Below are 21,294 nucleotides of genomic sequence, written 5' to 3'. Positions count from 1 at the left end.
GGTTTAAATTCTTTGATTGTCAGAAAAGCGAATTTTCAAAAAATCTTCTTCCATTTTGGCTCCAGAAGGTTGCAGTGCTGCCAATGCTTGCGGCAATACTAAATTACGGCGGTGATTACCAATAGTAATATTCAATTCATCGCCAGTCTTATTCAATTGAATTTGATTTTTAGGAATGCCAGGTAAGTAAAGTTCTAAACAGTATTCATTTTTATCTTGTACAACTCTGATAGTCGTTTCCTTATAGTAAACCTGGGTTGGATCTTCATCTTTGTAGAGGGTTTCCTTCAGTCTTTCTAAAGCTGCTAAACCGCACATTTCTTCCGAGAAAAGTGGAACTTCCTTTACAGGTAGAGGATGAAAATTATCATGAATATCCTGGCGATATTGCTGCTGACTTTCCTTCCAACGTTGGAAAAATGGGTCTTGTACTTCGCTAGGAATGATCCGATTAGCTACTACTAAATCTGTGGCAACATTATACAAACTTAGATAAGCATGAGCGCGAAGTGACTCTTTAATCACCATCTTTTCTGGATTTGTGACGAGGCGTACCGAGGTTTGAGTATTGTCGGTTAATACCTTTTCTAGAGCTTCGATTTGTTCGTAAAATTCGTAAGGTGCATCCATCACCTCTTTGTCTGGTAAAGAAAAACCAGCAATTGGTTTAAAAATAGGTTCAACCAGAGGTCTAAGTGCTACCGAAATATTTTGAAATGGTTTGTAAAAACGGCGCATATACCAACCACCAACTTCAGGTAAACTCAGCAGACGTAGTGCTGTGCCGGTGGGAGCTGAGTCTACGATCAAGACATCAAATTCTCCTTCATCGTAGTGGCGTTTCATCCTTACCAAGCCAAAAATCTCATCCATGCCTGGTAAAATTGCTAATTCTTCCGCCTGTACTCCCTCTAAACCCCTTGCTTGTAAAACTTGGGTAATATAGCGCTTCACAGCACCCCAATTTCCTTCTAGTTCTTGCAGCGCATCTAGTTCTGCACCCCACAAATTGGGGCGAATTTCTTTAGGTGCATGTCCCATTTCCAGGTCAAAACTATCTGCTAGGGAGTGAGCAGGGTCTGTACTTAAAACCAGTGTGCGATAGCCTAGTTCCGCACAGCGCAGTCCAGTTGCAGCAGCAACTGATGTTTTCCCCACACCACCTTTGCCCGTCATCAAAATTACACGCATGGATAGTTCTGTCCTGTCTGAGAATTATTTATATTTATTTACAATTTAGCTTATATCAATACAGCTGAGTAAAAATAAGGCTTTTGGCTATTTTGGATTGTGGATTTATCGAGGGCATAATAGTGTCCGTTGAGCGTTAGGAGGTGGTGATGTCAAAGCCAAAAATCTCCAACTAGATGGGAACTACTCATTGCGTTCATGCTTTGAGTTTACGACAAGTTAGATTAATTTTTATTTACAATACCTAATCCCAAGGAAACTCCAGAAAATTTAGAGCCAATTAAATCTGATATAGAAGAACAGTTAACAACTACTCTCAGCTTTCGTGTTAACGAATTTATGAAGCAAGAGGTAAAGGCTAAGGATGACCCTCCAGAATTTTGCCTTCGTGCTATTCAAAAAGCACTAGATGAGCTGAGGGAGAAGTAGGGTTTAGTTGTTAAAGCAATAGTTTAACAAGCTTAAAGTAAGATTGCGGAAAAATATGATTAAAAACGTCAATTTTCACTGCTGAGTATGATTAATTGATATCAGCGCTCATAAATGCCAACCAGCCGTGCTTGCTCAATGACACGATCGGCGATCGCATCAAGGAGTTGCTCTCGGTTCAAGCCTGGTTTAAGGTCGAGTTCCTTGTCCAAGGCGTATAGCCAGAAATAGTAATGATGAGGCCCATGCCCTACTGGTGGAGCAGGCCCAGTGTATCCCGGCTGATTAGTACTGTTTATACCTTCAGTGAATTTGCTGCCGTCTGCTTCAGCAAGCTGACTAACGGTTGGCGAAATGCCGTAGATTGTCCAATGAGTGAACCCGCGAGTCAGCGGTGCGTCTGGATCGTGGCAAATCAATGCCAGTTGTTGAGTTTCTGATGGCACTCCGCTCCACTCTAGTGGGGGTGAGATATTTTCGCCTTCACTGGTGAAGCGTTTGGGAATCCTTTCGAGGGTAGTAAATGCAGGACTGACAATCCGCAGATCTTTGATATTCAAGACCATTAGCAATTTCCTTTCGATGCAACAGACTGAGACAACAAGCAGCAGTGTCTCGATGTCCATATAGATAGTGATTTTATTCGTTGTTCAAAACAACATCCAATGGATATAAGTCAAGGGTGAATGTAAATCAACATCCCATCATACCTAAGGAGCAGGGTCTTTCATCTCCTGCGGCACAAATGACAACATAGTATTCTGCAATATTTTAAAAATGTTTAGCGGATTGTAAATGCTAAAAGTTGGGAGAACAGCCCAACACAGTGGCTTGCTATACAGGCAAAAACCCATCTAGGTGGGTTTCAAACCTTTGATTTTACGTGAGTCCGCCCAAGCACAAAGAGTTTGTAATAATAGACGATGGTGAAACAGTATTATGGGGTACTGGTTGGAGCTGGGGTGCTAGTTGAACTTCCAGGATTAACAATGGAACGAGCCTGTTGCAGGTGTTCTTGGAGGGTTGGTAGTGCTTGAGCCGCCAATGCTTTCACGTCTGGATCTTGTCCTTGTTGAGCTTCAGTTTGAAATGCCGAGACATCCTTTTCGTGATCTTTAAGCATCTCATTCATATATTCGCGATCGAAGTTAGTACCAGAAAGTTTGGATAAGCGTTGTTGGACTTGCTGATGTGTGCTGTCAATACTTGTTGGCAGTGTGACACCTTTTTGAGTCGCCAACTGTTTAAGTTGATTGTTTACCTGGGTGTGATCTTGAACCATACGCTGTGCAAACTGTTTTACCGCATTGCTAGCTCCACGTTGTGATGCCAGTTGTCCGAGTTGGACTTCTGCTAAACCACCTTGAGCTGCTTCATTCATAAACTGTCTGTCTGAAGAACTGAGGGTATTTTGCCCTGATGCAGTCGGTGATACAGTTTGTGATGGACTCTCAGTCGTTTGCACGGGTTGGGCAGATGGAGTTTCAGATGTATTCTGGTCTTGCTGAGCAGTTGGCGTGCAACCAGTCGCCAAAGATAAGGCGATCGCTACTAGACCAGTAGAAAGTATTTTGAAGTTAGGCATAATCAATGTTTTCCTTAGATAAAGCTGTATTTTGCAACGTCGAATGAAAAACGAGTGCGATCGCATAGTTGAGTACGATCGCGAATGCTGAAGATGACGAGTTTAAATTACGAACTACAAATAGAATCGATTAATTGATATGAAACACCAAGTGTGTCAAAGTCAACCTGTTCGTACTTTCACATAACATCTCAAAGCTTTGAGGATAAATACATCTTCCAATCGATAGACTCAGCAGCAATAAATACCGAGAGAGGAGTGAATATCCTGGCTTTTTGTAAAAATGCATCAAGTCAAGTGCCACAAGAATTAATTTTGAGAGGATGTGCGTAATACCAATTCGTAATTCGTAATTCGTAATTCGTAATTAAGAAAGTCCCATTTAGTCTAGGTTTCTGGGTTTGGATCTGTATCATTATTTTTGGGAAATGGTATAACGCATCAACTTGATGTAACTCACACCTGCAAAATTGCGATCGCTATTTCGGCTGCTTCAGTCTTTTGTCGAGCAAATCGATTGATGCGTTCTGTACTATTCGGTGTTGCAGTTTATAAGAGATGCGATCGCGCTTTGTATTTCTCTACCAAGTTGTCTTACAGCAAGAATTAGAGCGAATTGATGCCGCTTTCTACTCACGCTTCAACAACGCTGTAACTCTTATTAGATAGATCGGCAGCTGCTTATCTCTTCAATTGCGGGAGATACACAGACATTCTGCGCTCGTTCATGTACTTGACACCACTTTGCGCTGCGCTAAAAAGCCAAGGACAATTGCCACCAAGAACAATGCTGGAACATCGCCAAAGAGGTGTCCACGTTCAACAGGGTCAATTACTGCATGTACCGCCATGATCAGCCCGTGGACTAAACTTGACCAGACGGTGAACCAGATTAAACTGAGGTGAGCTTCTGGTTGCCTTGAAGCTAACAGTAAAAAGACACCAAGCGTCGCATAAACACCAATAATCATCTGTTCGTATTCGTGCTGACCTGGTTGCCATAACCAGCCTGATGCCCAAATTTGAGTTAGCGGATAGATAAGTAGAAAAGCTATTCCAACAATAACAAGAGCGATTCTTAAGTACCGATCGCGCCCATCCATTGTTTTAACCTCCGCAATTTTTCAGTGCAGTCTCTACAAACAAAACTGTATAATTCTGTGATTGTATTCCCATTAATGACACTTCAGCTTTGGGTGTTAGAAATTTTAATGCTCTTTGTGGTTTAAAACTGATTCAACTGTGAGTGCAAGTCAATGCATTCACAGTGCAAGTCGATGCATTCACAGTGCAAGTCGATGCATTCGCAATGTAAGTCGATGCATTCGCAATGCAAGTTGATGCATTCACAATGCAAGTTGATGCATTCACAATACAAGTCGATGCATTCACAATGCAAGTCGATGCATTTTTAATACTTACTTTTTTCGTAAGCTTGCCCGGTTTAAAAACTTTACCTTACTGATATTTTTTGAGTTGCGATGGGTACATTAGATGTACACTATACTACTGTATACATCTATGACTATCCAAGATACGACACGCCGTTTACGCCCTCAAACCATTAGTCAAGATATTAACTCATTCCACGGTTTGCAAACCGTCAGTACCTACAATACAACTCGTGCTGATGCCTCGGCTGCAAAGTTACACGAAGTTTATCAAGCGATGTTGATTTCTCAACAAACTGAAACCGAGAAACTAGCTTTATACCGTGCTGCTTCTGATACTGCGCGATTAGCAGAATGGGAATTTCATAATGCTGTATTAGCTATGAAAGAAGTCGTGCGCGGGCAATATGGCTCAGATAGCGATCAAGCTCAAGCAGTGGGACTAAAGAAAAAATCAGACCGCAAGCGTCCTTCCCGCAAAAAACCAGTTGCGATCGCCTGAGCGCGCCCTACTACCCAAAGTCGCTCTGCAACTTTGCCCCGTTCCAGAGGAACAGGGAAGCCTGTTCTGGAAGAACAGGCTTGGCAGTATACGGGCGATCGCAAGTTAATCAACTTTGGTTGAGTTTAAAAACAGGCGATCGCAAGTTAACGTGAGTTCGATGAACCTCTCCCTCCCAACCTCCCTCTCCCACGGGGAAAGGGAGGAGCAACAAAAAATTAAGGTTTTGGCTCCCCTCTCCGCGTCGGAGAGGGGTTGGGGGAGAGGTCAAAATAGAGCTTGTCGAACTCACGTCAAGTTAATCAACCTACAGCAGCTTGTCTAGTGTGATTGGCAGATCGCGGACGCGCTTGCCTGTGGCATGATAGACAGCGTTTGCGATCGCCGCCGCAGTGCCGGTAATGCCAATTTCACCAATTCCTTTAACGCCAAGCGGGTTAATATATGGATCGTTCTCATCAACAAACAGCACTTGAATATCAGGAACGTCTGCATTCACTGGTACGTGATATTCAGCTAAATCATGGTTGACTACACGTCCTCGATTTGGGTCTGTGACTGTGTGTTCCATAAGCGCCATACCAATACCATAGACAATCCCACCAATGAGTTGACTGTTGGCTGTTTTCGCATTGAGTATGCGTCCCACGCCAAAAGTTCCCACCCAGCGCGTTACTCGCACTTCACCGGAATCGGGATTAACGCGGACTTCGGCAAATTGCGAGCCAAATGAGTGCATTGAGAACTTCTTTTGTTCCTCTCCAAGCTTGGCATCTGCACGCGCTTCGAGCATTTTCATTCCATGCCGTGCCAAAATTGCCTGATATGTTTCGGTTGCAGACGATTTATTTTTTAAGAAAAAGCTGCCATTTTCGGCAATCACATCCTCAGCGTTTGAATTGTAAAGCGGCGATTTGCGATCGGCAAGTGCTAGTTGCAAAAGCTGACTGCGAGCTTGATTTCCCGCTAAATGCACGGACGAGCTGACACTGGCGGCAGTTTGCGAACCACCGGAGACGGGGGTTTCTGGCATCTCAGTATCGCCTAGTTCAAAGCGAACTTTCTCAACTGGTAGACCGAGTGCTTCAGCGGCGACTTGAGTCATGACAGTATAAGTTCCCGTGCCAATATCTTGCGAACCGCTTAGCACAACGGCTGTACCATCTGCCATAATTCGGGCGATCGCCGATGCTGGAGAGCGGTTGGTAGGATAAGTTGCTGTCGCCATACCCCAGCCAATCAAATAATTGCCATCTCGCATCGAACGGGGTTTGGGATTGCGCTTCTGCCAACCAAACTTTTCTGCTCCTAGCTTGTAGCACTGTATGAGTGACTTGCTCGACCAAGGCAGTCCTTTACTAGGATCGACATCAGCATGGTTACGCAGACGCAGCTCCACCGGATCTATATTGAGCGCATAAGCCAGTTCGTCCATTGCCGATTCTAAGGCAAACGACCCAGAAGCTTCCCCTGGGGCCCGCATGAAGGTTGGTGTACCCTCATCGAGCTGCACCAGACGATGGCTGGTTTCGATATTCGGGCAAGCATAAATCATGCGTGCGCTTTTACCGACAGGTTCAATAAACTCATCAAAAGTTGAAGTCTGGGAAATGCCAGCGTGTCGCAGAGCGGTCAATTCGCCATCGCGGGTTGCACCTAAAGAAACCTGTTGAATCGTTTCTGGTCGGAAACCTACAGGCCCATACATCTGTATCCGACCCAGAACTAATTTCACTGGGCGATTAACTTGCCGTGCTGCCATCGCTGCTAGAGGTACATGCGACCAAGCCGACCCTTTGCAACCAAAGCCGCCACCAACAAAGTAAGACATAATGCGGACTTTCTCTGGCTCAATCCCCAATACGCCAGCAACTTTTTTTTGAGCCTGAAAGATTCCTTGAGTTGCATCATACAGCAGCAGGCGATCGCCTTGCCAAACTGCTGTTGTGGCATGAGGCTCCATCGGATTGTGATTTTCAATCGGGGTGGTATAAGTTTGCTCGACGCGCACAGCCGCAGCCGCTAGCCCTTGGGTAACATCGCCGTGAGATTTATCGGGTGGCTCTTCTCTGGGGATTTTACCTTTAGGTAAGTAGGCTTTGTCGAGGTTATCCTTCATACTGATGGTTGGCTTTTCCTCGTCATAACGGACTTTGACGAGGGAAGCAGCATACATAGCTCGTTCAAAGGTATCGGCAACGACGACACCGATGTGCTGACCGCTATAAAGCACAATGTTATCTTGCAGCACTTGCAGCTTGCGACCGCCGCCCTTTTCTCCAGAAGCTTTCGGGGCGTTGAGGTGGGTAATAACTGCTAATACACCCGGTACTTGCTCCGCCGCCTTAGTATCGATTTGGGCGATCTTACCTTTGGCGATCGTGCTTTGAATCGTCACCCCATAAGTCATTTTTGCTATGGGAAACTCTGCCGAATAGCGCGCGCCACCCGTTACCTTCAGGTGTCCATCAACTCGGTTAAGGGGTTTGCCGACAACTCCATTTTTATCCCCAGTATTCACGCCATACCTCCCACCGTGAAGAGCGCCCGAACAATTGTGCGTTTAGCCAATTCGACTTTAAATCCGTTATATTTTTGAGGTTTGGCTGTGGCTACAGCAGCGTTTGCCGCCGCCTGAAATATCGCTTGATTTGCTGGTTTGTTAACGAGTAATTTTTCCGCTTCGTAGGCCCGCCAAGGCTTTGTGCCGACACCACCCAAGGCAATACGTGCGGCGCGAATGATACCATTTTGCATGTCTAATGCAGCAGCCACCGATGTCATTGCAAAAGCATAAGAGGCGCGATCGCGGACTTTTAAATAATGCGATCGCGCTGCAAACGGTGAAGCAGGCAAATCAACGGCAACGATTAACTCTCCGTGTTGCAGAACTGTCTCTTTTTCTGGCGTATTCCCCGGTACGAGATGAAAATCAACCAGCGGGATACTGCGTTCTCCGTTCGGGCCGCGTGTCTGCACCACTGCATCAAGTGCTACCATTGCCACAGCCATATCAGAAGGATGGGTAGCAATACAGCGATCGCTGCCGCCAAGAATCGCATGGATGCGGTTGTAACCCTCAATGGCCGGACAGCCAGAACCAGGAACGCGCTTGTTGCAAGGAAATGCAGTGTCGCGGAAGTAGTAACAGCGGGTACGTTGCAGCAAATTTCCGCCCACCGTTGCCATGTTTCGTAGTTGCGGTGATGCTCCAGACAGCAACGCTTCTGAGAGTACGGGGTAACGCTTTTGAATTATCGTATCGTAAGCAACATCGCTATTGCGTGCCATTGCCCCAATTCGCACGCCGTTGCCTTGCATTTCTATCTTGGCGAGCGGCAGTGTATTAATATCAACCAACTCTGTTGGTGTCTGGACATTTAGCTTCATCAAATCGATCAAGCTAGTACCGCCAGCAAGATAAGAAGCTGCAACATCTGGAGCTACCAACGCCACAGCCTTGTCCGCTTGTCCCGCTTTTTTATAATTAAACGGCTGCATCTTTTTTCCCTTCTAAGACATCGCGCACAGCATCCACGATATTGGGATAAGCACCGCAACGACAGATATTGCCACTCATCAGTTCTTTAATGTCGGCATCTGATTTAGCGTGCCCTTCGTTGACTAAACCCACCGCCGAACAAATTTGTCCTGGCGTGCAGTAACCGCACTGAAACGCATCGCGGGCAACAAACGCGGCTTGCATTGGATGCAGATTGTCTCCTTGTGCCAAACCTTCGATAGTTGTGATGTTTGCATCGGTGTGCATGATGGCAAAAGTTAGGCATGAGTTAACGCGCCGCCCATCAATTAGCACTGTACAAGCACCACACTGACCGTGGTCGCAGCCTTTTTTAGAGCCAGTCAGATTCAGACGCTCGCGCAGTGCGTCAAGTAGCGTTACACGGGGTTCGATTTTGAGCGCGTGTTCCACTCCATTGATCCGCAGTTTGATATCCACAACACTATTGGGATTGGGGGATTTTGCTGACTGGAGATTAGACTGAGGCTTTGGTTGAGCTAGGGTCTTTCTCGTAAGACTCTCTAGCGCAGGCCCCAGACTGCTTGCGATCGCCAGCAGACCAAACCGTCGGCGTTTAAACCTCAGCCTCATATCTATGATTTTTAGATTTTCTAAGTGCAGCTCGAATAGTAAAAAAAATTTTATGGGAAAATACCTATCCGCAGGATGAAGTCCTTTCTAGCACAAAGCATGATTCGTTATAACCGAAGAGGGTTACCAAAAGTGAAGTGATTTGTGTTGCGTTAAATATTTGCGACAACTTTAAGACAGCGCTTGAAAATGCTGTTTAAGTACGTCCAGCCGCGAACAGTTCCAATAATCGATATGGGAGACAATCAAACTATCAGAGTTAAGACCTAATTCACTCCAGCCAGGAATGGAAATACGCGGTTTCCAAGGGAGGGGTGTATTCCAGCTGAGTGTCCACTCTGTTTTAATTGTGTCTCCTAAACGTTGAATGTTGTGCAAATCCATTTTGGGATTTATAAACCAAGTTTGGATGAAATTAATCATCTGCTTGTAACGTTCAACACCACGAAATTTATTTAGCGGATCTTGAAAATAAACGTCTGGCGCATAAATGCTGTACGTTTGATTAACTGGAAATCTTTGATAGTCTTCTTTGAGGATTTCAATGATATCCATAATACATAAATATATTTAAAAATTGGTGTGATATTTCAGCGGGCAGGGACACAAATCTCTATTGAGGATTGATATCTACTTCATTCCATAGGCGTTCCAACTGTCGTCGCCAAGCTGCTAGTACTTCTTCCCTAGCCTCCGAGGTTTGGTCAATTTCTCCCATCAATCCTTCTGCATAATAGCGTTCTAAGCTTTGCATAGTAGCTTCAAGAGATTGTCCTTGCTGTTTTGCAGCCAGGACAATTTGCCGAATGCGGCTTTCAATCAGGCGATTGAAGACATTATCTAAACCAGCCTCGTGAAGAGACATAAGTCGGGCGATCGCACTGACAAAATCTGCATTTACCAAAGTGCTACTATTGTGCTGAAATACCCCCCAAATTACGTTTTCATACAAAGCGTAGCGTAGTTCCTGAGTTTCATCAAAGTTGGCTTCCAAAAACTGTGCTAAAAACTCTTGGGCTTCTTGGATTGGCATAATCGGTAGCAACACTCGCAGCCAAGCATCATCATCGGAAAGTAATACCAACAGTCGAAAACTAGAAGTATCTACTTGCCACGAACCAGGGGCCATTGTTTGAACAGAGGCTGCACTGAATAATTCTGTCAGCGTAGCGGCAATTTCTTCAGGTGTCATAAAGATTTTTGATTTTATACCAATTAAAAAAAGAATGTGACAGATACTAAATTGAAAACCCAGATGAAATCTGAGTAGGGGCACAAGGATCTGCGCCCCTAAGAATTACGAAACTTTATTTAGTTGCGGAAGTAAAGCTGTAAAAGCCTGACCTCGATGACTAATTGACCTTTTCAACTGTGGTGTCATCTCAGCGAAGGTCAATTGCTTCTCTGGCACATAAAAAACTGGGTCATAACCAAAACCACCATTACCGCGTGGTTCATGGAGGATTTCGCCACGACAAATACCTTCTGATTGTAGGGCAATTGTACCATCAGGACGGGCGATCGCTACTACACAGACAAATTGTGCTTGCCGATCGTCTGCATTGCCTAATTCCTTTAAAAGCCTAGCAATGCGTTCTGAGTCAGTTTTGCCATAACGTGCCGAATATACCCCTGGCACGCCATTCAAGGCATCCACTTGCAAGCCAGAATCATCAGCAATTGCCCAGTTGCCTGTTACTTGAGCAATTTGAGACGCTTTGAGACAAGCATTTGCAGCAAAGGTATCGCCTGTTTCTTCAATCTCCAATTCTTCAGGTTTGAGAGTCAATTCCCAACCAGAATTTTTCAGGTAAGCTTGCATTTCCCGCAATTTACCTGGATTGCTTGTTGCTACTACGAGTATTTTAGTCATTAGTAGAGACGCGATTAATCGCGTCTGTACAGTTGTCATTAGTCACTAGTCAAGAGTCAGTTGTTAGTTGCTACTGACCACTGACTATTGACTACTGATAATTTTACTCTGCCCACTGTTTCGCCCAAGCAAGAGTTTGATGCACTTGCTCGAGCGTAGGGGCTTCGCAATAAAGGCGTAAAACTGGTTCTGTACCGCTAAACCGAATCATCAGCCAGCTGTTGTCGGCTAGGCGGAACTTGTAACCATCGATGGTTTGGCAATCAATGACTGTTTTACCAGCAATTTCTGTTAAGGGTTGGGTTTGCAATTGTTGCAAAAGACGCGATCGCACTTCCATACTAGCCAAGGGTAAATCAATGCGATCGTATGCTGAGTTAAACCCTGTTTGTTCTTGCAAGTGGCGATAATACTCACCTAAATCCAAACCAGATTCTACGATTGCCTCTAACACATACAGCGCTGACAAAAGTGCATCGCGTTCGGGAATATGGCTGCCATAACCAATCCCTCCCGACTCTTCACCACCCAGCAATACTTCTGCTGCTAGCATTCTGTCAGCGATGTATTTATAACCAACAGGTGTCTCAAAAATAGACAGGTTATGTAGTTTTGCCACACGGGGAATTAAATCAGAACCACTAACAGTTTTGACTATCTCACCCTTAAAGCCGCGCCGTAAGGTTAAGTGGTCGATTAATATCGGGATTAAAACTTGAGAACTCAAAAAATTGGCTTCTCCATCTACTGCGGCGATGCGATCGCAGTCTCCATCGAACACTAACCCTACCGCTAAACCTGATTTATCGGTTTCTCGGTGAGTCCGAATCACGTTGAATAGTCGAGAAAGGTATTTTGGCAGTGGTTCTGGCGCACCACCCTCAAATAGAGGATCGCGATCGCTGTTGATTTCATGAATGCGATTTCCTAATAATTTCGCCAATCCGCCAGCCGCGGCACCATGCATGACATCGGCGAATACTGTTAGTTTGCCAGCTGCGATCGCCTCACGAATCTTGGTAATATTAACTTTTCCTTCCAGTGCTTGAGTGTAACTAGGCCAAGGATCGAACTTCTCTTGTTTGCCTGGGGTAGCCGCTGGTTGTACTCCATCCAACAACAGCGCTTCTATCTCTTTTGTGACTTCTGGCGATACCGAACCACCAAAATATCCTTTGACTTTTAATCCTAAATATGCACCGGGATTATGACTTGCTGTGATTACCAGCGCTCCCAAAGCATTGAGTTGTTTTGCCGCCCAACTAAAAGCAGGTGTTGGAGCATAAGTTTCACTAAGTAAAACGTCAAATCCGACAGCGGTGACAGCATCAGCGACAGCACGAGCAAAGTCTTCCGCCATAAATCGGCGATCGTAACCGACAACAATTGTCCGGCTACCAACAGTAGAAAAATATGTATCATATAATACTTTTGCTGCGACTGGCGCAACCAAGGCTAGGCGTTCAAAGGTGAACTCATCACCAATAACGCCCCGCCAGCCGTCTGTACCAAATTTGATTGAGTTAGCTACAACTGGCATCGAGGTATCCTAACTGTCTACCTGAGGATTCTAGCATTCCTACAGGGTGGAAGGTAAAAAAAGAATCTAGTAATAATGTTGACTGATGACTAGTAAGAGCGATAAAGGAGCAAGGAGAAGAACTTTGCTTAATTCTTTTTCCCCTTACGCTTTTTCATTTTCCTAATACCTAACCTTAATCCCCACTCTCTGAAATAGAAGAAGCGATCGCAGTTCCGTATAAGCGATCGCCCCAATTAACCCCTAGCCACAGGAATCAATTATGAAAATTGTATTTCTAGAAATGCAAAAAGGGTTGTGGTGGCAACCCCCTCATACCATCAACTCTAAAGCCCAAAAAGGCGATCGCTCGACCTAACCACAAGTAAGCGATCGCTTCAATAACATGAATGTGTATACGCTTTTCAGCGTAAATACAAACTACAATCAGCATTTTATCAGTCTAAGCTGCGTAATGCTTAAATATTCCCAAAAAAACAGTTTAGTTTAAGATTTTAAGCCCAAGCTATTAGGAGCGCAAACAGATTGGTGCAATCAAACTTAAAGGAACTTCAAGAAATAAATGATGTTGTTGGCGAATTAATAGGGACTGACACCAAGAGTGGGGGAGCAGAGGGGAGAAAATTCAATAGATTAAGAGTTTTTGCTAGGATTTAGTTACATAAATTAACATTTTGTTTTGTGGTGTGATACATATCTCAACATGACCCATATAAATACTGTTTTTAAACCGCGTAAACAAGAAGTTACTCGATTATTTTCTCACCTTGAACTTGATGGCAATAAACTCAGCCATCAACCAGGTAGCGTCTTGGGAAGTACCGCGTTGGTTGTAGGCACGACAGTGGGTGCGGGGATTCTGGCATTACCTGCCGTTACCTTACCATCTGGTGTTCTGCCATCCACAGTACTGTTGATTGCTGTTTGGAGCTACGCTTTAGTCTCAGCTTTGTTAATTGCTGAAGCTAGTTTAAACGCAATGCGTCTAGAGGGACGTGCGAGTGTAGGCTTGTTAGCAATGGTGGAAAATACACTTGGTTTTGTAGGATCGCGAATTGCTGGTGGCGCTTATTTGTTTTTGCACTACGCTTTGCTTGTAGCTTACATTACCCAAGGTGGTGAGATTTTAGTATCTGTATTAGTCAAATGGGGTATCCAGAACGTCCTGCCTACATGGGTAGGGACAATGACTTTCACGTTGCTATTTGGCGGTATGATGTATCTGGGGCGCGAAAAATTTGTTGAGAAATTAAATAGCGCCTTTGTGGCAATTGTCATCGCCTCGTTCTTAGGACTATTGTTGCTGGGAGTAGGGCAGGTGAAGAGCGTGCAACTTTCGTTTCAGGATTGGAGTGCGCTAGGAGGTGCTGCATCAGTTATGTTTGTAGCGCTGTTTTACCATAATGTTGTGCCGGTGGTTGTGACTCAACTCGAAGGAGATAGGCGCAAAATTCGTCAGTCTATCGTTATTGGTTCGCTGATTCCGTTGATCATGTTCTTGGCGTGGAATGCTGTAGTTTTGGGAAGTATTAGTCCTGATGTAATACAGGTAGCTGATAGCAAAACTGTTTTTGACCCGTTGCAAGTTTTGCGAGCAGGTGGTGCAGGAGAATGGTTAGGAGTGCTAGTATCCATCTTCTCCGAGTTTGCGATCGCCACATCATTCATCGGATTTGTGTATGGGTTGCTGGATTTCTTCAAAGATATTTCCTTAGTTACAAAGGATGAATCTTCCAGTCGCTTGCCGCTTTATTCACTAGTTCTGTTACCTTCCGTAAGTGTGGGCATAATCAATCCCAACATATTCTTAACTGCTCTAGATTACGTTGGCACCTTCAGTATTTCAGTTTTAGGAGGTATAATTCCAGCACTGATGACTTGGAGGCAACGCCAACACTTAAATAGTATGAGTCAACCACTTGTCCCTGGTGGTAAAGTGACATTAGTGGTAATGATTGCAGTTGCATTAGCGATCGTCATGAAACAAATTCTGTCAATCAGTAGACAGTAAAACTATCCAAAAACTCCAAGAAAGAAATTATCTCGCTCAAAGTTGTTGAGAGCATTCATCAGTCATTAATGGATACTTTGCGCCTAGTCAAAATCAGTAAATTCCTGAGTAAACATCTGCGCCACCAACCAGACCGCATTGGTATTAAACTAGCTCCTGGCGGTTGGGTTGTTGTCGATGAACTTCTGATTGCCTGTGCTAATCATCAGTTTCCTATCAGCCATGGGGAATTACAGCAAGTAGTTGCTACTAGCGATAAAAAACGCTTTTCGTTTGACGCTACAGGCACTCTGATTCGTGCTAACCAAGGACATAGCGTAGAGGTTGATTTGCAATTGCAGCCTGTGGTTCCCCCAGATGTGCTTTATCACGGTACAGGAAGCAAAGCTGTCGAGTCAATTATGCAAACAGGACTTCAGAAAATGTCCCGACACCACGTTCATTTATCACAGGATATTGCCACAGCCCAAATTGTTGGGGCAAGACATGGAAAAGCAGTAGTTTTTGCTGTGGATGCGGCAGCAATGCATCAGGCAGGTTATAGCTTCTACTGTTCTGATAATGATGTTTGGTTAGTAGAGCTAGTACCACCTGGATATCTGCAAACAATTTAATTAGTGATACGAAAAACCAAGGATTTAGACAAGGGGTGTAGGTGAGTAAAACCCTTATACTCGACAACGCCAGTCATACACCCCTTGCTACCCTGTGGGAAGCCCTTCAGGTAACTCTCCTCCTGACGGAGACACTACGCGTAGCTTGCTTCGACCTAGGAGTACGTCGCTACTGCTAGAGCAAACGCTCTGATGTATAAAGCTTTCATGGCATTACCCCAAATTTGGGTATGTTTGGGGTTTTTTCTTGAATAATATTTAGTACAATTGTACTAACAAAACTTTTTAATCCAAGCGATCGCCCTTCAACAAGGCAAGACCTACAAACAAAACCTGATGTTCCAACCTCCGATAACAAGAGTGCCTAGAAGCGGAAAGAGTTCTGAGTAGCGCCTTCCCACACTCAGACTTTAAAAGCAGCAAGTCTAGAGACATCGCCTTTTAGAAAAACCCTAAATGAGATAAATACTATGATGACGCATGTACAGGGTGTAATTGCAGCCAAAGTTGACTCTCAATCCAACTTGAAGCACTATGTTGAACAAAAAGCTGATGTAACCAAAAGCGTTAGCCTAGAAAATTTTTCCTTTCAAACGCTTGCTGATGTTACTAAGACAATTTTGTTTCATGCCTTTTGGTTATCTGAGCAAAAACAGAATCTCTCTTTGAAAGACTACAAAAAACTACTTTTCGATCGAGGTTGGAAAGGAGAAGAAAAGAAGTATCTCAAGATTGCAGCAGCATTTGGTAAGTTTTCCCCTCAAGATTTTGCACAAGTTGAGCCAAGAACTATATATCAGCTAGCGGAGAACAGCAAAAAGTACCAGCAAGTAATAGATAGGCTACTGGACTTAAGCGAAATAACTCAAGAGGGTGTACGCTCCCTAATTAAAAAGCAACAAACTCCTAGAGAAGCAAAACCTGAAAAACCTAGTATTTGGCGGCGGATAAAGAATGGTAGGCGGTATTGCCAGATTCCACCGATTCACGAAGCTTCAGAGCAAACTGGTACTACTCTGCAAAGAATGATGGATGAGGAAGGATTAACTGCCCAGCATATTGTGGCAGAGGCCATTGCTCTACGACAGGCTTACAAACAAGGGCAGCTGGTACTGGCACAAGAAGGAGTAGAGCCTGGTGAGTAAGGATAGAGATTAGGGATTGGTATTTGGGAAAAGGGAAAAACAATTAAACAAAGTTCTCCTCCTTTCCCTTTAATCTTTGCGCTTTATCCCTCTTTTTAACCTTTTCCCAAACCACAAGGGATTGACTTTTAACTTACCACTGATGTTTGATCCAATCGTAAATCTTGAGATATTCGGTTCCGGCAGCATTCCACGAGTAGTCGTACTTCATACCCCCAATAGCTAGATTGCGGAACTCTTCAGGATGCTGATACCACAAATCAATTGCCCGATCCATTGCTGATTCAAGAGCAAGATAATCCGTGTCATAAAACACATAACCGTTGCGTTGTTCTGGTGGTACATTCTGGTCATAATCTCGGTCAAATACCGTATTCACTAGTCCACCGACACCTCGAACAACAGGTACAGTGCCGTACTTCAAGCCGATCATTTGAGTTAACCCACAAGGCTCGTAATTGCTAGGGACAATAATCATATCTGCCCCCGCATAAATTAAGTGGGATAATTCTTCGTTAAAACCCAATTCTAAATGCACGTCAGGATTGCTATTTAAAAATTGTTTTTCGTGCTGGAAATGAGCGTTGATTCTTGGTTCTGTTGCCGAACCTAGTAATACAAATTGCGCTCCTTTGTTTAGTGCGTGATAAATGGCGTGATGAACGAGATGCACGCCCTTTTGATTATCTAACCGACCAATGTAAGCAATGATTGGTTTATCATCAGAGCGGAGCAAGAGCCGCTCTCGCAAAGCTTTTTTGTTATATAGTTTTTGTTCAAAATCGTCGTGGGTGTAGTTATAGGGTATATAGCGATCGATTTCTGGATTCCAAAAATCGTAATCAATACCGTTGAGAACCCCACTGAATTTATCTTGGTGCAAATGCAAAGTATGCCCCAACCCACTACCAACATCTGTAGTACGAGCTTCCCAAGCGTGGTTTGGTGAAACCGTAGTCACTGCATTGGAGTAAACAATACCCCCTTTCATGAAGTTCAAGGCAAAGGGGTTAAAGTTGTCACGCAGCTTATCGTACTGGAAGTAATAGGCTTCTTGATTTAAACCTGTTGCCCTAAGAGTATTGACACCACCTATTCCTTGATGCTTAAAGTTGTGAATGGTGTAGCAAACCCGTTGATGCTCCATGCCATGATACTTGTAAATCTCATTGAGCATGACTGGAACTAAGCCTGTCTGCCAGTCATGACAATGGATGATATCAGGTCGCTTATTGCTTTGAAGTAGAAATTCCAAAGCAGCTTTGCTGAAGAACGCAAAGCGCATATTGTCATCATCACAACCGTAATAGCAGCCGCGATTAAAGAAATTATCCTGAGAGTGGGGTTCAATGAAGAAACACACTCGTCCATATACCCAACCGCAGTAAACAGAACAGTTAATCGCCGCGCCATACCAGGGTACCGACAAGTTGGTGTAGGCATCATGCAGCCCCCAAATATGGTCATAGCGCATACAATCATACTTGGGTAGAATCAGCTCTACACAATTTCCCCGAATCTCTAATTCTCGACTCAATCCGTAAACGACATCCCCTAAACCTCCTGCTTTAATTACAGGAGCGCATTCCGAGGCAATCTGTACAATGTACATTCCTAGTCCTCGCTTCACAAAACTTTATTTTAACTATACTCATAGTAATTGTGCTTTATTCTCATCAAAGGTAGGAACTTTTTCAAGATGTCCCCACTTTACGAGCAAAAGTCCATGAGTAAGCCAATTTTCACCTCACTAACTGCGCGGCAGAATTAAAAAACTGACGACACAATCCTTTAGTAACTAAAACTGTTGTCAGCAAGTTGGCAAAAGCCACCATGAAGACAATCAAAATCTCATAGGAGACAGCATCAAGAGGTTTGACTCCTGCTAGTAACTGTCCGCTGGTGATTGCTGGTATCGCTACCATACCTATAAGCATCATTTGATTTAAAGTAGGAAGCAATGCTGCTCTAATGGCTTCTTTGCGGTACTGGCTAACTGCTTGCTGGGGAGTTGCGCCTAAGCTCAAGTGAGTTTCTATTTCTATAGTCTGGGCGTTAATGGTGCTAACGAGACGTTCTCCGGCGATCGCAGCTGCATTCATTGCATTACCTAAGACTATTGCTGCTAAGGGAATCACATATCGCGGTTCGTACCATCTATCTGGTTGAATAATTAACAAGTTGGTATAAAGCACCGTCAAGGTCGTACTCACCAAAATTGCACCCCATACCAAAGGCAATACATGGGGAATTTTTTGGCCGATCCGATTTCGTGCGACAATCGCCGTAATTGTCAGCATGACTGCTAAAATCGCCCAAACCGCCCAAGGATTGTCCAAAGCAAAGATGAAGTCTAAAACGTATCCTAATACGAGTAGTTGTAAAATAGTTCTCCCAGTAGCGATCGCTAAGTTGAACTCTAGCCCTAATTTTTCCCAAGCTGATAAACCAATGGCGATCGCCATAAATCCCACAGCAATAGCCAAATCAACTAAATCCAGTTTGATTAAATCTTGCATGAGTTCTCTACCTCCTGGAATTTTCTTATCAGTTCCCCATGTATTTGGTATTCAACAAAGAATGAAAATATCTCTTCCCTACTCCCCATCTTCAAGGTAGAACAGCTTACACATTTGGAACTTTAATTCAAAGTGTTGGATCTTGGTTGATATGTCCACCTTTTTTACCAACCAATGCTATCCTTAAGCATAAAATAATCTCAGTAATAACCCTCTTTGATGCGTATCTAGGGCGACAGTGATTTAGATGTTTTTTGATGAATACTTCAAATCAGCAAAAATCGATTGTCGAAGGGCATCCTTTGTATCTTCAGATAAAAGCAAAACACATGATCCAAAGCGTAAATTCCGTTCCAGCCTTTGATATCAAGCAACAATACGAAATTATCGAAGCAGAAGTGAGTGCAGCCGTTTTAGAGGTTTTGGCTTCTGGACGTTATATTGGTGGCCCTTTAGTTGAAAGCTTTGAGCAACAGTTTGCTGCCTATCATGGCGCAACTAATTGTATAGCTTGTAACTCTGGTACAGATGCGCTTTACTTGGCGCTACGAGCTTTAGAAGTTGGTGTAGGTGATGAAGTAATTACTACGCCTTTTACTTTTGTAGCAACGGCTGAGGTAATCAGCGCTGTAGGTGCAAAGCCGATTTTTGTTGATATAGAGACTACTACTTTTAATCTTGATTTGCAGCAAGTCACCGCAGCCATTACACCCAACACCAAAGCGATTATCCCGGTGCATCTTTTTGGACAACCTGTGGATATGACAGCACTCATGGCGATCGCTCAATCTCACAATTTAGCAGTAATTGAAGATTGCGCTCAATCCACAGGTGCAACTTGGGGCGATGGAAAAGTTGGCAGCATTGGACATATTGGTTGCTTTAGTTTCTACCCTACTAAGAATTTGGGTGGTTGCGGTGATGGCGGGGCAATTACAACTAACGATCCGGCGATCACTGCTAAACTGCGAGTACTAAAAGAGCATGGACAAAAAAATCGCTACTACTACGAGGAAATTGGTGTAAATAGCCGCTTGGATGCTCTACAAGCGGCTATTTTGCAAATTAAGCTGCGTCATCTCGATACTTGGAATAGTCAACGGCGAGCGATCGCTGCTTATTACCAGCAATTTTTAAGTCAAGTTCCTGGTATTATCGCACCCCAAGAATTAGCTGGAGGTCTTAGCGTCTGGAATCAATATACCATTCGTATTTCCAGCGAGGGGCGCAATGGTTCTAGTAATACATACCGAGATACTGTGCGTAGTCAACTACAAGAACGGGGGGTGAGTACAATGGTTTACTACCCCCACCCTCTACATTTGCAGCCAGTTTATCAACATCTCGGCTATCAGCCAGGACAATTACCAGTAGCAGAGCAAGCCTGCCGTGAAGTTTTATCCTTGCCTATGTTCCCAGAACTGACAACTCCACAGCAAGACCAAGTGATTTATGCACTGAAAGATTGTTTGGCTTGAAGAGTAATGAGGAGTCACTACATTGCTAATACCACCTAACACCACAGTGGCTCCCCAAAACGGTAGTGTCAACCCTCCTACGTCATTAAAACTAAGCACTATCTCCCCAACAGACTGCCTTGGGGAGATATAACAGTGGCTATTATTTTTATTTAATCTTGATTAATTTTATTAGCTTCGCAATGTTATTAGCGATCGCTTGAGATAGATATCAATCTATATTTATTTCTAATTAATAAGAGTTTAATTATGGATTATAACATATATTTAAACTTAGATCCGACAGGAGACCGAAAAGTTTTGCGAACGGCAAAAAAAGCTATTAGAGCAAGAACGTTTAATTGCAAAAAATAGAGCTTTTAAAGAGAAAGAATCTTATCAATAGGTTGAACTGACTTTCCACATCCCGTGAAAAGTCAGGGATGGGAAGAGGGAGACGAGCGACGCTCGTCTCCCTCTTCCCTATTTGATTATCATTATTATTCAGCTATAACCTGAGTAAGCGATCGCTTGCCCACTCAAAGATTATGCAAAACTAGTCTAAAACTCAAGATTTTACAGTGCCATAAGCTGCTTCAAGTGCTGAAAATACCATTGCTGAGGCTGAACCCATTACGCCAAAAAAGGGAGCGTATATTGGCGTTAAAGATTCGTCTGGTACACTTGCCTGTACTGTTACTCCGCCTGTCACTGCTATTGATTCCTCATCTGAAAGTTCTTCAATTTCTGGAGCTTGTATATTTTCGATGTCGAGGGTTTTTGATTAGAGCCTCTAACTAGCGCGGCGACGCACTAGCAAAATATAGAAGAAACACAGTCTCAGGAATGTTTTAAAGTCAAGAAATCTTACACTTGAGTAGTACCGTGACAGCAAAAACCGTCTTAACAATGGTGCTGTAGCG

At 43.9% G+C, this 21,294-nt stretch carries 22 protein-coding genes; 7 read left to right on the top strand and 15 right to left on the bottom strand.

The features are described 5' to 3' along the window. Positions 1–3: 3 nt before the first annotated feature. From RMY31_RS19290 to RMY31_RS19280, 3 genes are all read right to left on the bottom strand, one after another. Positions 4–1,191, bottom strand: coding sequence for a TRC40/GET3/ArsA family transport-energizing ATPase (locus RMY31_RS19290; protein ID WP_322659604.1), 1,188 nt, complete (start codon positions 1,189–1,191; stop codon positions 4–6). Between the two features lie 530 nt (positions 1,192–1,721). Continuing rightward, positions 1,722–2,186 (bottom strand): YbhB/YbcL family Raf kinase inhibitor-like protein, encoded by a 465-nt coding sequence (locus tag RMY31_RS19285; protein ID WP_322659605.1) that lies wholly within the window; start codon positions 2,184–2,186, stop codon positions 1,722–1,724. A gap of 371 nt (positions 2,187–2,557) precedes the next feature. Further along, positions 2,558–3,205 (bottom strand): DUF4142 domain-containing protein, encoded by a 648-nt coding sequence (locus tag RMY31_RS19280; protein ID WP_322659607.1) that lies wholly within the window; start codon positions 3,203–3,205, stop codon positions 2,558–2,560. 421 nt (positions 3,206–3,626) lie between these two features. Here RMY31_RS19280 and RMY31_RS19275 point away from each other — a divergent pair, with 421 nt between their 5' ends. Then, on the top strand, positions 3,627–3,815 hold the full coding sequence (locus tag RMY31_RS19275; RefSeq protein ID WP_409878098.1) for a hypothetical protein: 189 nt from the start codon (positions 3,627–3,629) through the stop codon (positions 3,813–3,815). 115 nt (positions 3,816–3,930) lie between these two features. On the opposite strand, the gene RMY31_RS19270 is transcribed toward RMY31_RS19275, so the two are convergent. Next, positions 3,931–4,308, bottom strand: coding sequence for a DUF6632 domain-containing protein (locus RMY31_RS19270; RefSeq protein ID WP_322659609.1), 378 nt, complete (start codon positions 4,306–4,308; stop codon positions 3,931–3,933). A 418-nt stretch (positions 4,309–4,726) separates the two neighbouring features. Here RMY31_RS19270 and RMY31_RS19265 point away from each other — a divergent pair, with 418 nt between their 5' ends. Beyond that, a complete protein-coding gene (locus RMY31_RS19265; RefSeq protein WP_322659611.1) occupies positions 4,727–5,098 on the top strand; it encodes a hypothetical protein in 372 nt (123 codons plus the stop codon). Positions 5,099–5,405: 307 nt separating this feature from the next. On the opposite strand, the gene RMY31_RS19260 is transcribed toward RMY31_RS19265, so the two are convergent. The 8 genes from RMY31_RS19260 to RMY31_RS19225 form a co-directional block, all read right to left on the bottom strand. Further along, positions 5,406–7,619, bottom strand: coding sequence for a xanthine dehydrogenase family protein molybdopterin-binding subunit (locus tag RMY31_RS19260; RefSeq protein ID WP_322667039.1), 2,214 nt, complete (start codon positions 7,617–7,619; stop codon positions 5,406–5,408). Beyond that, the gene (locus RMY31_RS19255; protein WP_322667037.1) at positions 7,616–8,599 is read right to left on the bottom strand and encodes a xanthine dehydrogenase family protein subunit M; all 984 of its coding nucleotides are present in this window, start codon (positions 8,597–8,599) and stop codon (positions 7,616–7,618) included. The genes RMY31_RS19260 and RMY31_RS19255 overlap by 4 nt, the downstream gene beginning before the upstream one ends. Next, a complete protein-coding gene (locus RMY31_RS19250) occupies positions 8,586–9,212 on the bottom strand; it encodes a (2Fe-2S)-binding protein (RefSeq protein WP_322667035.1) in 627 nt (208 codons plus the stop codon). Before RMY31_RS19250 ends, RMY31_RS19255 begins: the two co-directional genes overlap by 14 nt. Before the next feature lie 171 nt (positions 9,213–9,383). Then, entirely contained in the window at positions 9,384–9,767 is a 384-nt protein-coding gene (locus tag RMY31_RS19245) for a DUF2358 domain-containing protein (protein ID WP_322667033.1), read from the bottom strand. A gap of 58 nt (positions 9,768–9,825) precedes the next feature. Next, the gene (locus tag RMY31_RS19240) at positions 9,826–10,404 is read right to left on the bottom strand and encodes a hypothetical protein (RefSeq protein ID WP_322667031.1); all 579 of its coding nucleotides are present in this window, start codon (positions 10,402–10,404) and stop codon (positions 9,826–9,828) included. Between the two features lie 105 nt (positions 10,405–10,509). Beyond that, positions 10,510–11,085, bottom strand: a complete 576-nt coding sequence (gene rdgB, locus RMY31_RS19235; RefSeq protein WP_322667043.1) for an RdgB/HAM1 family non-canonical purine NTP pyrophosphatase — start codon at positions 11,083–11,085, stop codon at positions 10,510–10,512. Between the two features lie 103 nt (positions 11,086–11,188). Then, entirely contained in the window at positions 11,189–12,625 is a 1,437-nt protein-coding gene (locus RMY31_RS19230; protein ID WP_322667029.1) for a phosphoglucomutase/phosphomannomutase family protein, read from the bottom strand. 277 nt (positions 12,626–12,902) lie between these two features. After that, positions 12,903–13,058, bottom strand: coding sequence for a hypothetical protein (locus RMY31_RS19225; RefSeq protein WP_322667027.1), 156 nt, complete (start codon positions 13,056–13,058; stop codon positions 12,903–12,905). A gap of 270 nt (positions 13,059–13,328) precedes the next feature. On the opposite strand from RMY31_RS19225, the gene RMY31_RS19220 reads away from it, so the two are divergent. The 4 genes from RMY31_RS19220 (at position 13,329) to RMY31_RS19205 (ending at position 16,395) form a co-directional block, all read left to right on the top strand. Then, positions 13,329–14,636: an amino acid permease gene (locus RMY31_RS19220; protein ID WP_322667025.1), complete on the top strand. Its 1,308-nt coding sequence runs from the start codon at positions 13,329–13,331 to the stop codon at positions 14,634–14,636. A gap of 68 nt (positions 14,637–14,704) precedes the next feature. Beyond that, the gene (locus RMY31_RS19215; protein ID WP_322667023.1) at positions 14,705–15,250 is read left to right on the top strand and encodes an RNA 2'-phosphotransferase; all 546 of its coding nucleotides are present in this window, start codon (positions 14,705–14,707) and stop codon (positions 15,248–15,250) included. A 41-nt stretch (positions 15,251–15,291) separates the two neighbouring features. Next, complete coding sequence (locus tag RMY31_RS19210; protein ID WP_409878097.1) at positions 15,292–15,429, top strand: hypothetical protein; 138 nt, start codon at positions 15,292–15,294, stop codon at positions 15,427–15,429. Between the two features lie 291 nt (positions 15,430–15,720). Continuing rightward, positions 15,721–16,395 carry a hypothetical protein gene (locus RMY31_RS19205; protein ID WP_322667021.1) on the top strand — a complete coding sequence of 225 codons (675 nt, stop codon included), beginning with the start codon at positions 15,721–15,723 and terminating at the stop codon, positions 16,393–16,395. A 133-nt stretch (positions 16,396–16,528) separates the two neighbouring features. Here RMY31_RS19205 and glgA read toward each other — a convergent pair whose 3' ends face one another. Together glgA and RMY31_RS19195 are read right to left on the bottom strand one after the other, a co-directional pair. After that, positions 16,529–18,007 (bottom strand): glycogen synthase GlgA, encoded by a 1,479-nt coding sequence (glgA, locus tag RMY31_RS19200; RefSeq protein WP_322667019.1) that lies wholly within the window; start codon positions 18,005–18,007, stop codon positions 16,529–16,531. 130 nt (positions 18,008–18,137) lie between these two features. After that, positions 18,138–18,914 (bottom strand): ABC transporter permease, encoded by a 777-nt coding sequence (locus tag RMY31_RS19195; protein WP_322667017.1) that lies wholly within the window; start codon positions 18,912–18,914, stop codon positions 18,138–18,140. A gap of 329 nt (positions 18,915–19,243) precedes the next feature. On the opposite strand from RMY31_RS19195, the gene RMY31_RS19190 reads away from it, so the two are divergent. Next, on the top strand, positions 19,244–20,392 hold the full coding sequence (locus RMY31_RS19190; RefSeq protein WP_322667041.1) for a DegT/DnrJ/EryC1/StrS family aminotransferase: 1,149 nt from the start codon (positions 19,244–19,246) through the stop codon (positions 20,390–20,392). Positions 20,393–20,939: 547 nt separating this feature from the next. Here the strand turns inward: RMY31_RS19190 and RMY31_RS19185 are convergent. After that, complete coding sequence (locus tag RMY31_RS19185) at positions 20,940–21,083, bottom strand: hypothetical protein (RefSeq protein ID WP_322667015.1); 144 nt, start codon at positions 21,081–21,083, stop codon at positions 20,940–20,942. Between the last annotated feature and the right edge of the window lie 211 nt (positions 21,084–21,294).

It is taken from the genome of Dendronalium sp. ChiSLP03b (genome assembly GCF_034531165.2).
GTDB classification, from domain to species: Bacteria; Cyanobacteriota; Cyanobacteriia; order Cyanobacteriales; family Nostocaceae; genus Dendronalium; species Dendronalium minutum.
This window is presented reverse-complemented; position numbering and strand designations above follow the sequence as displayed.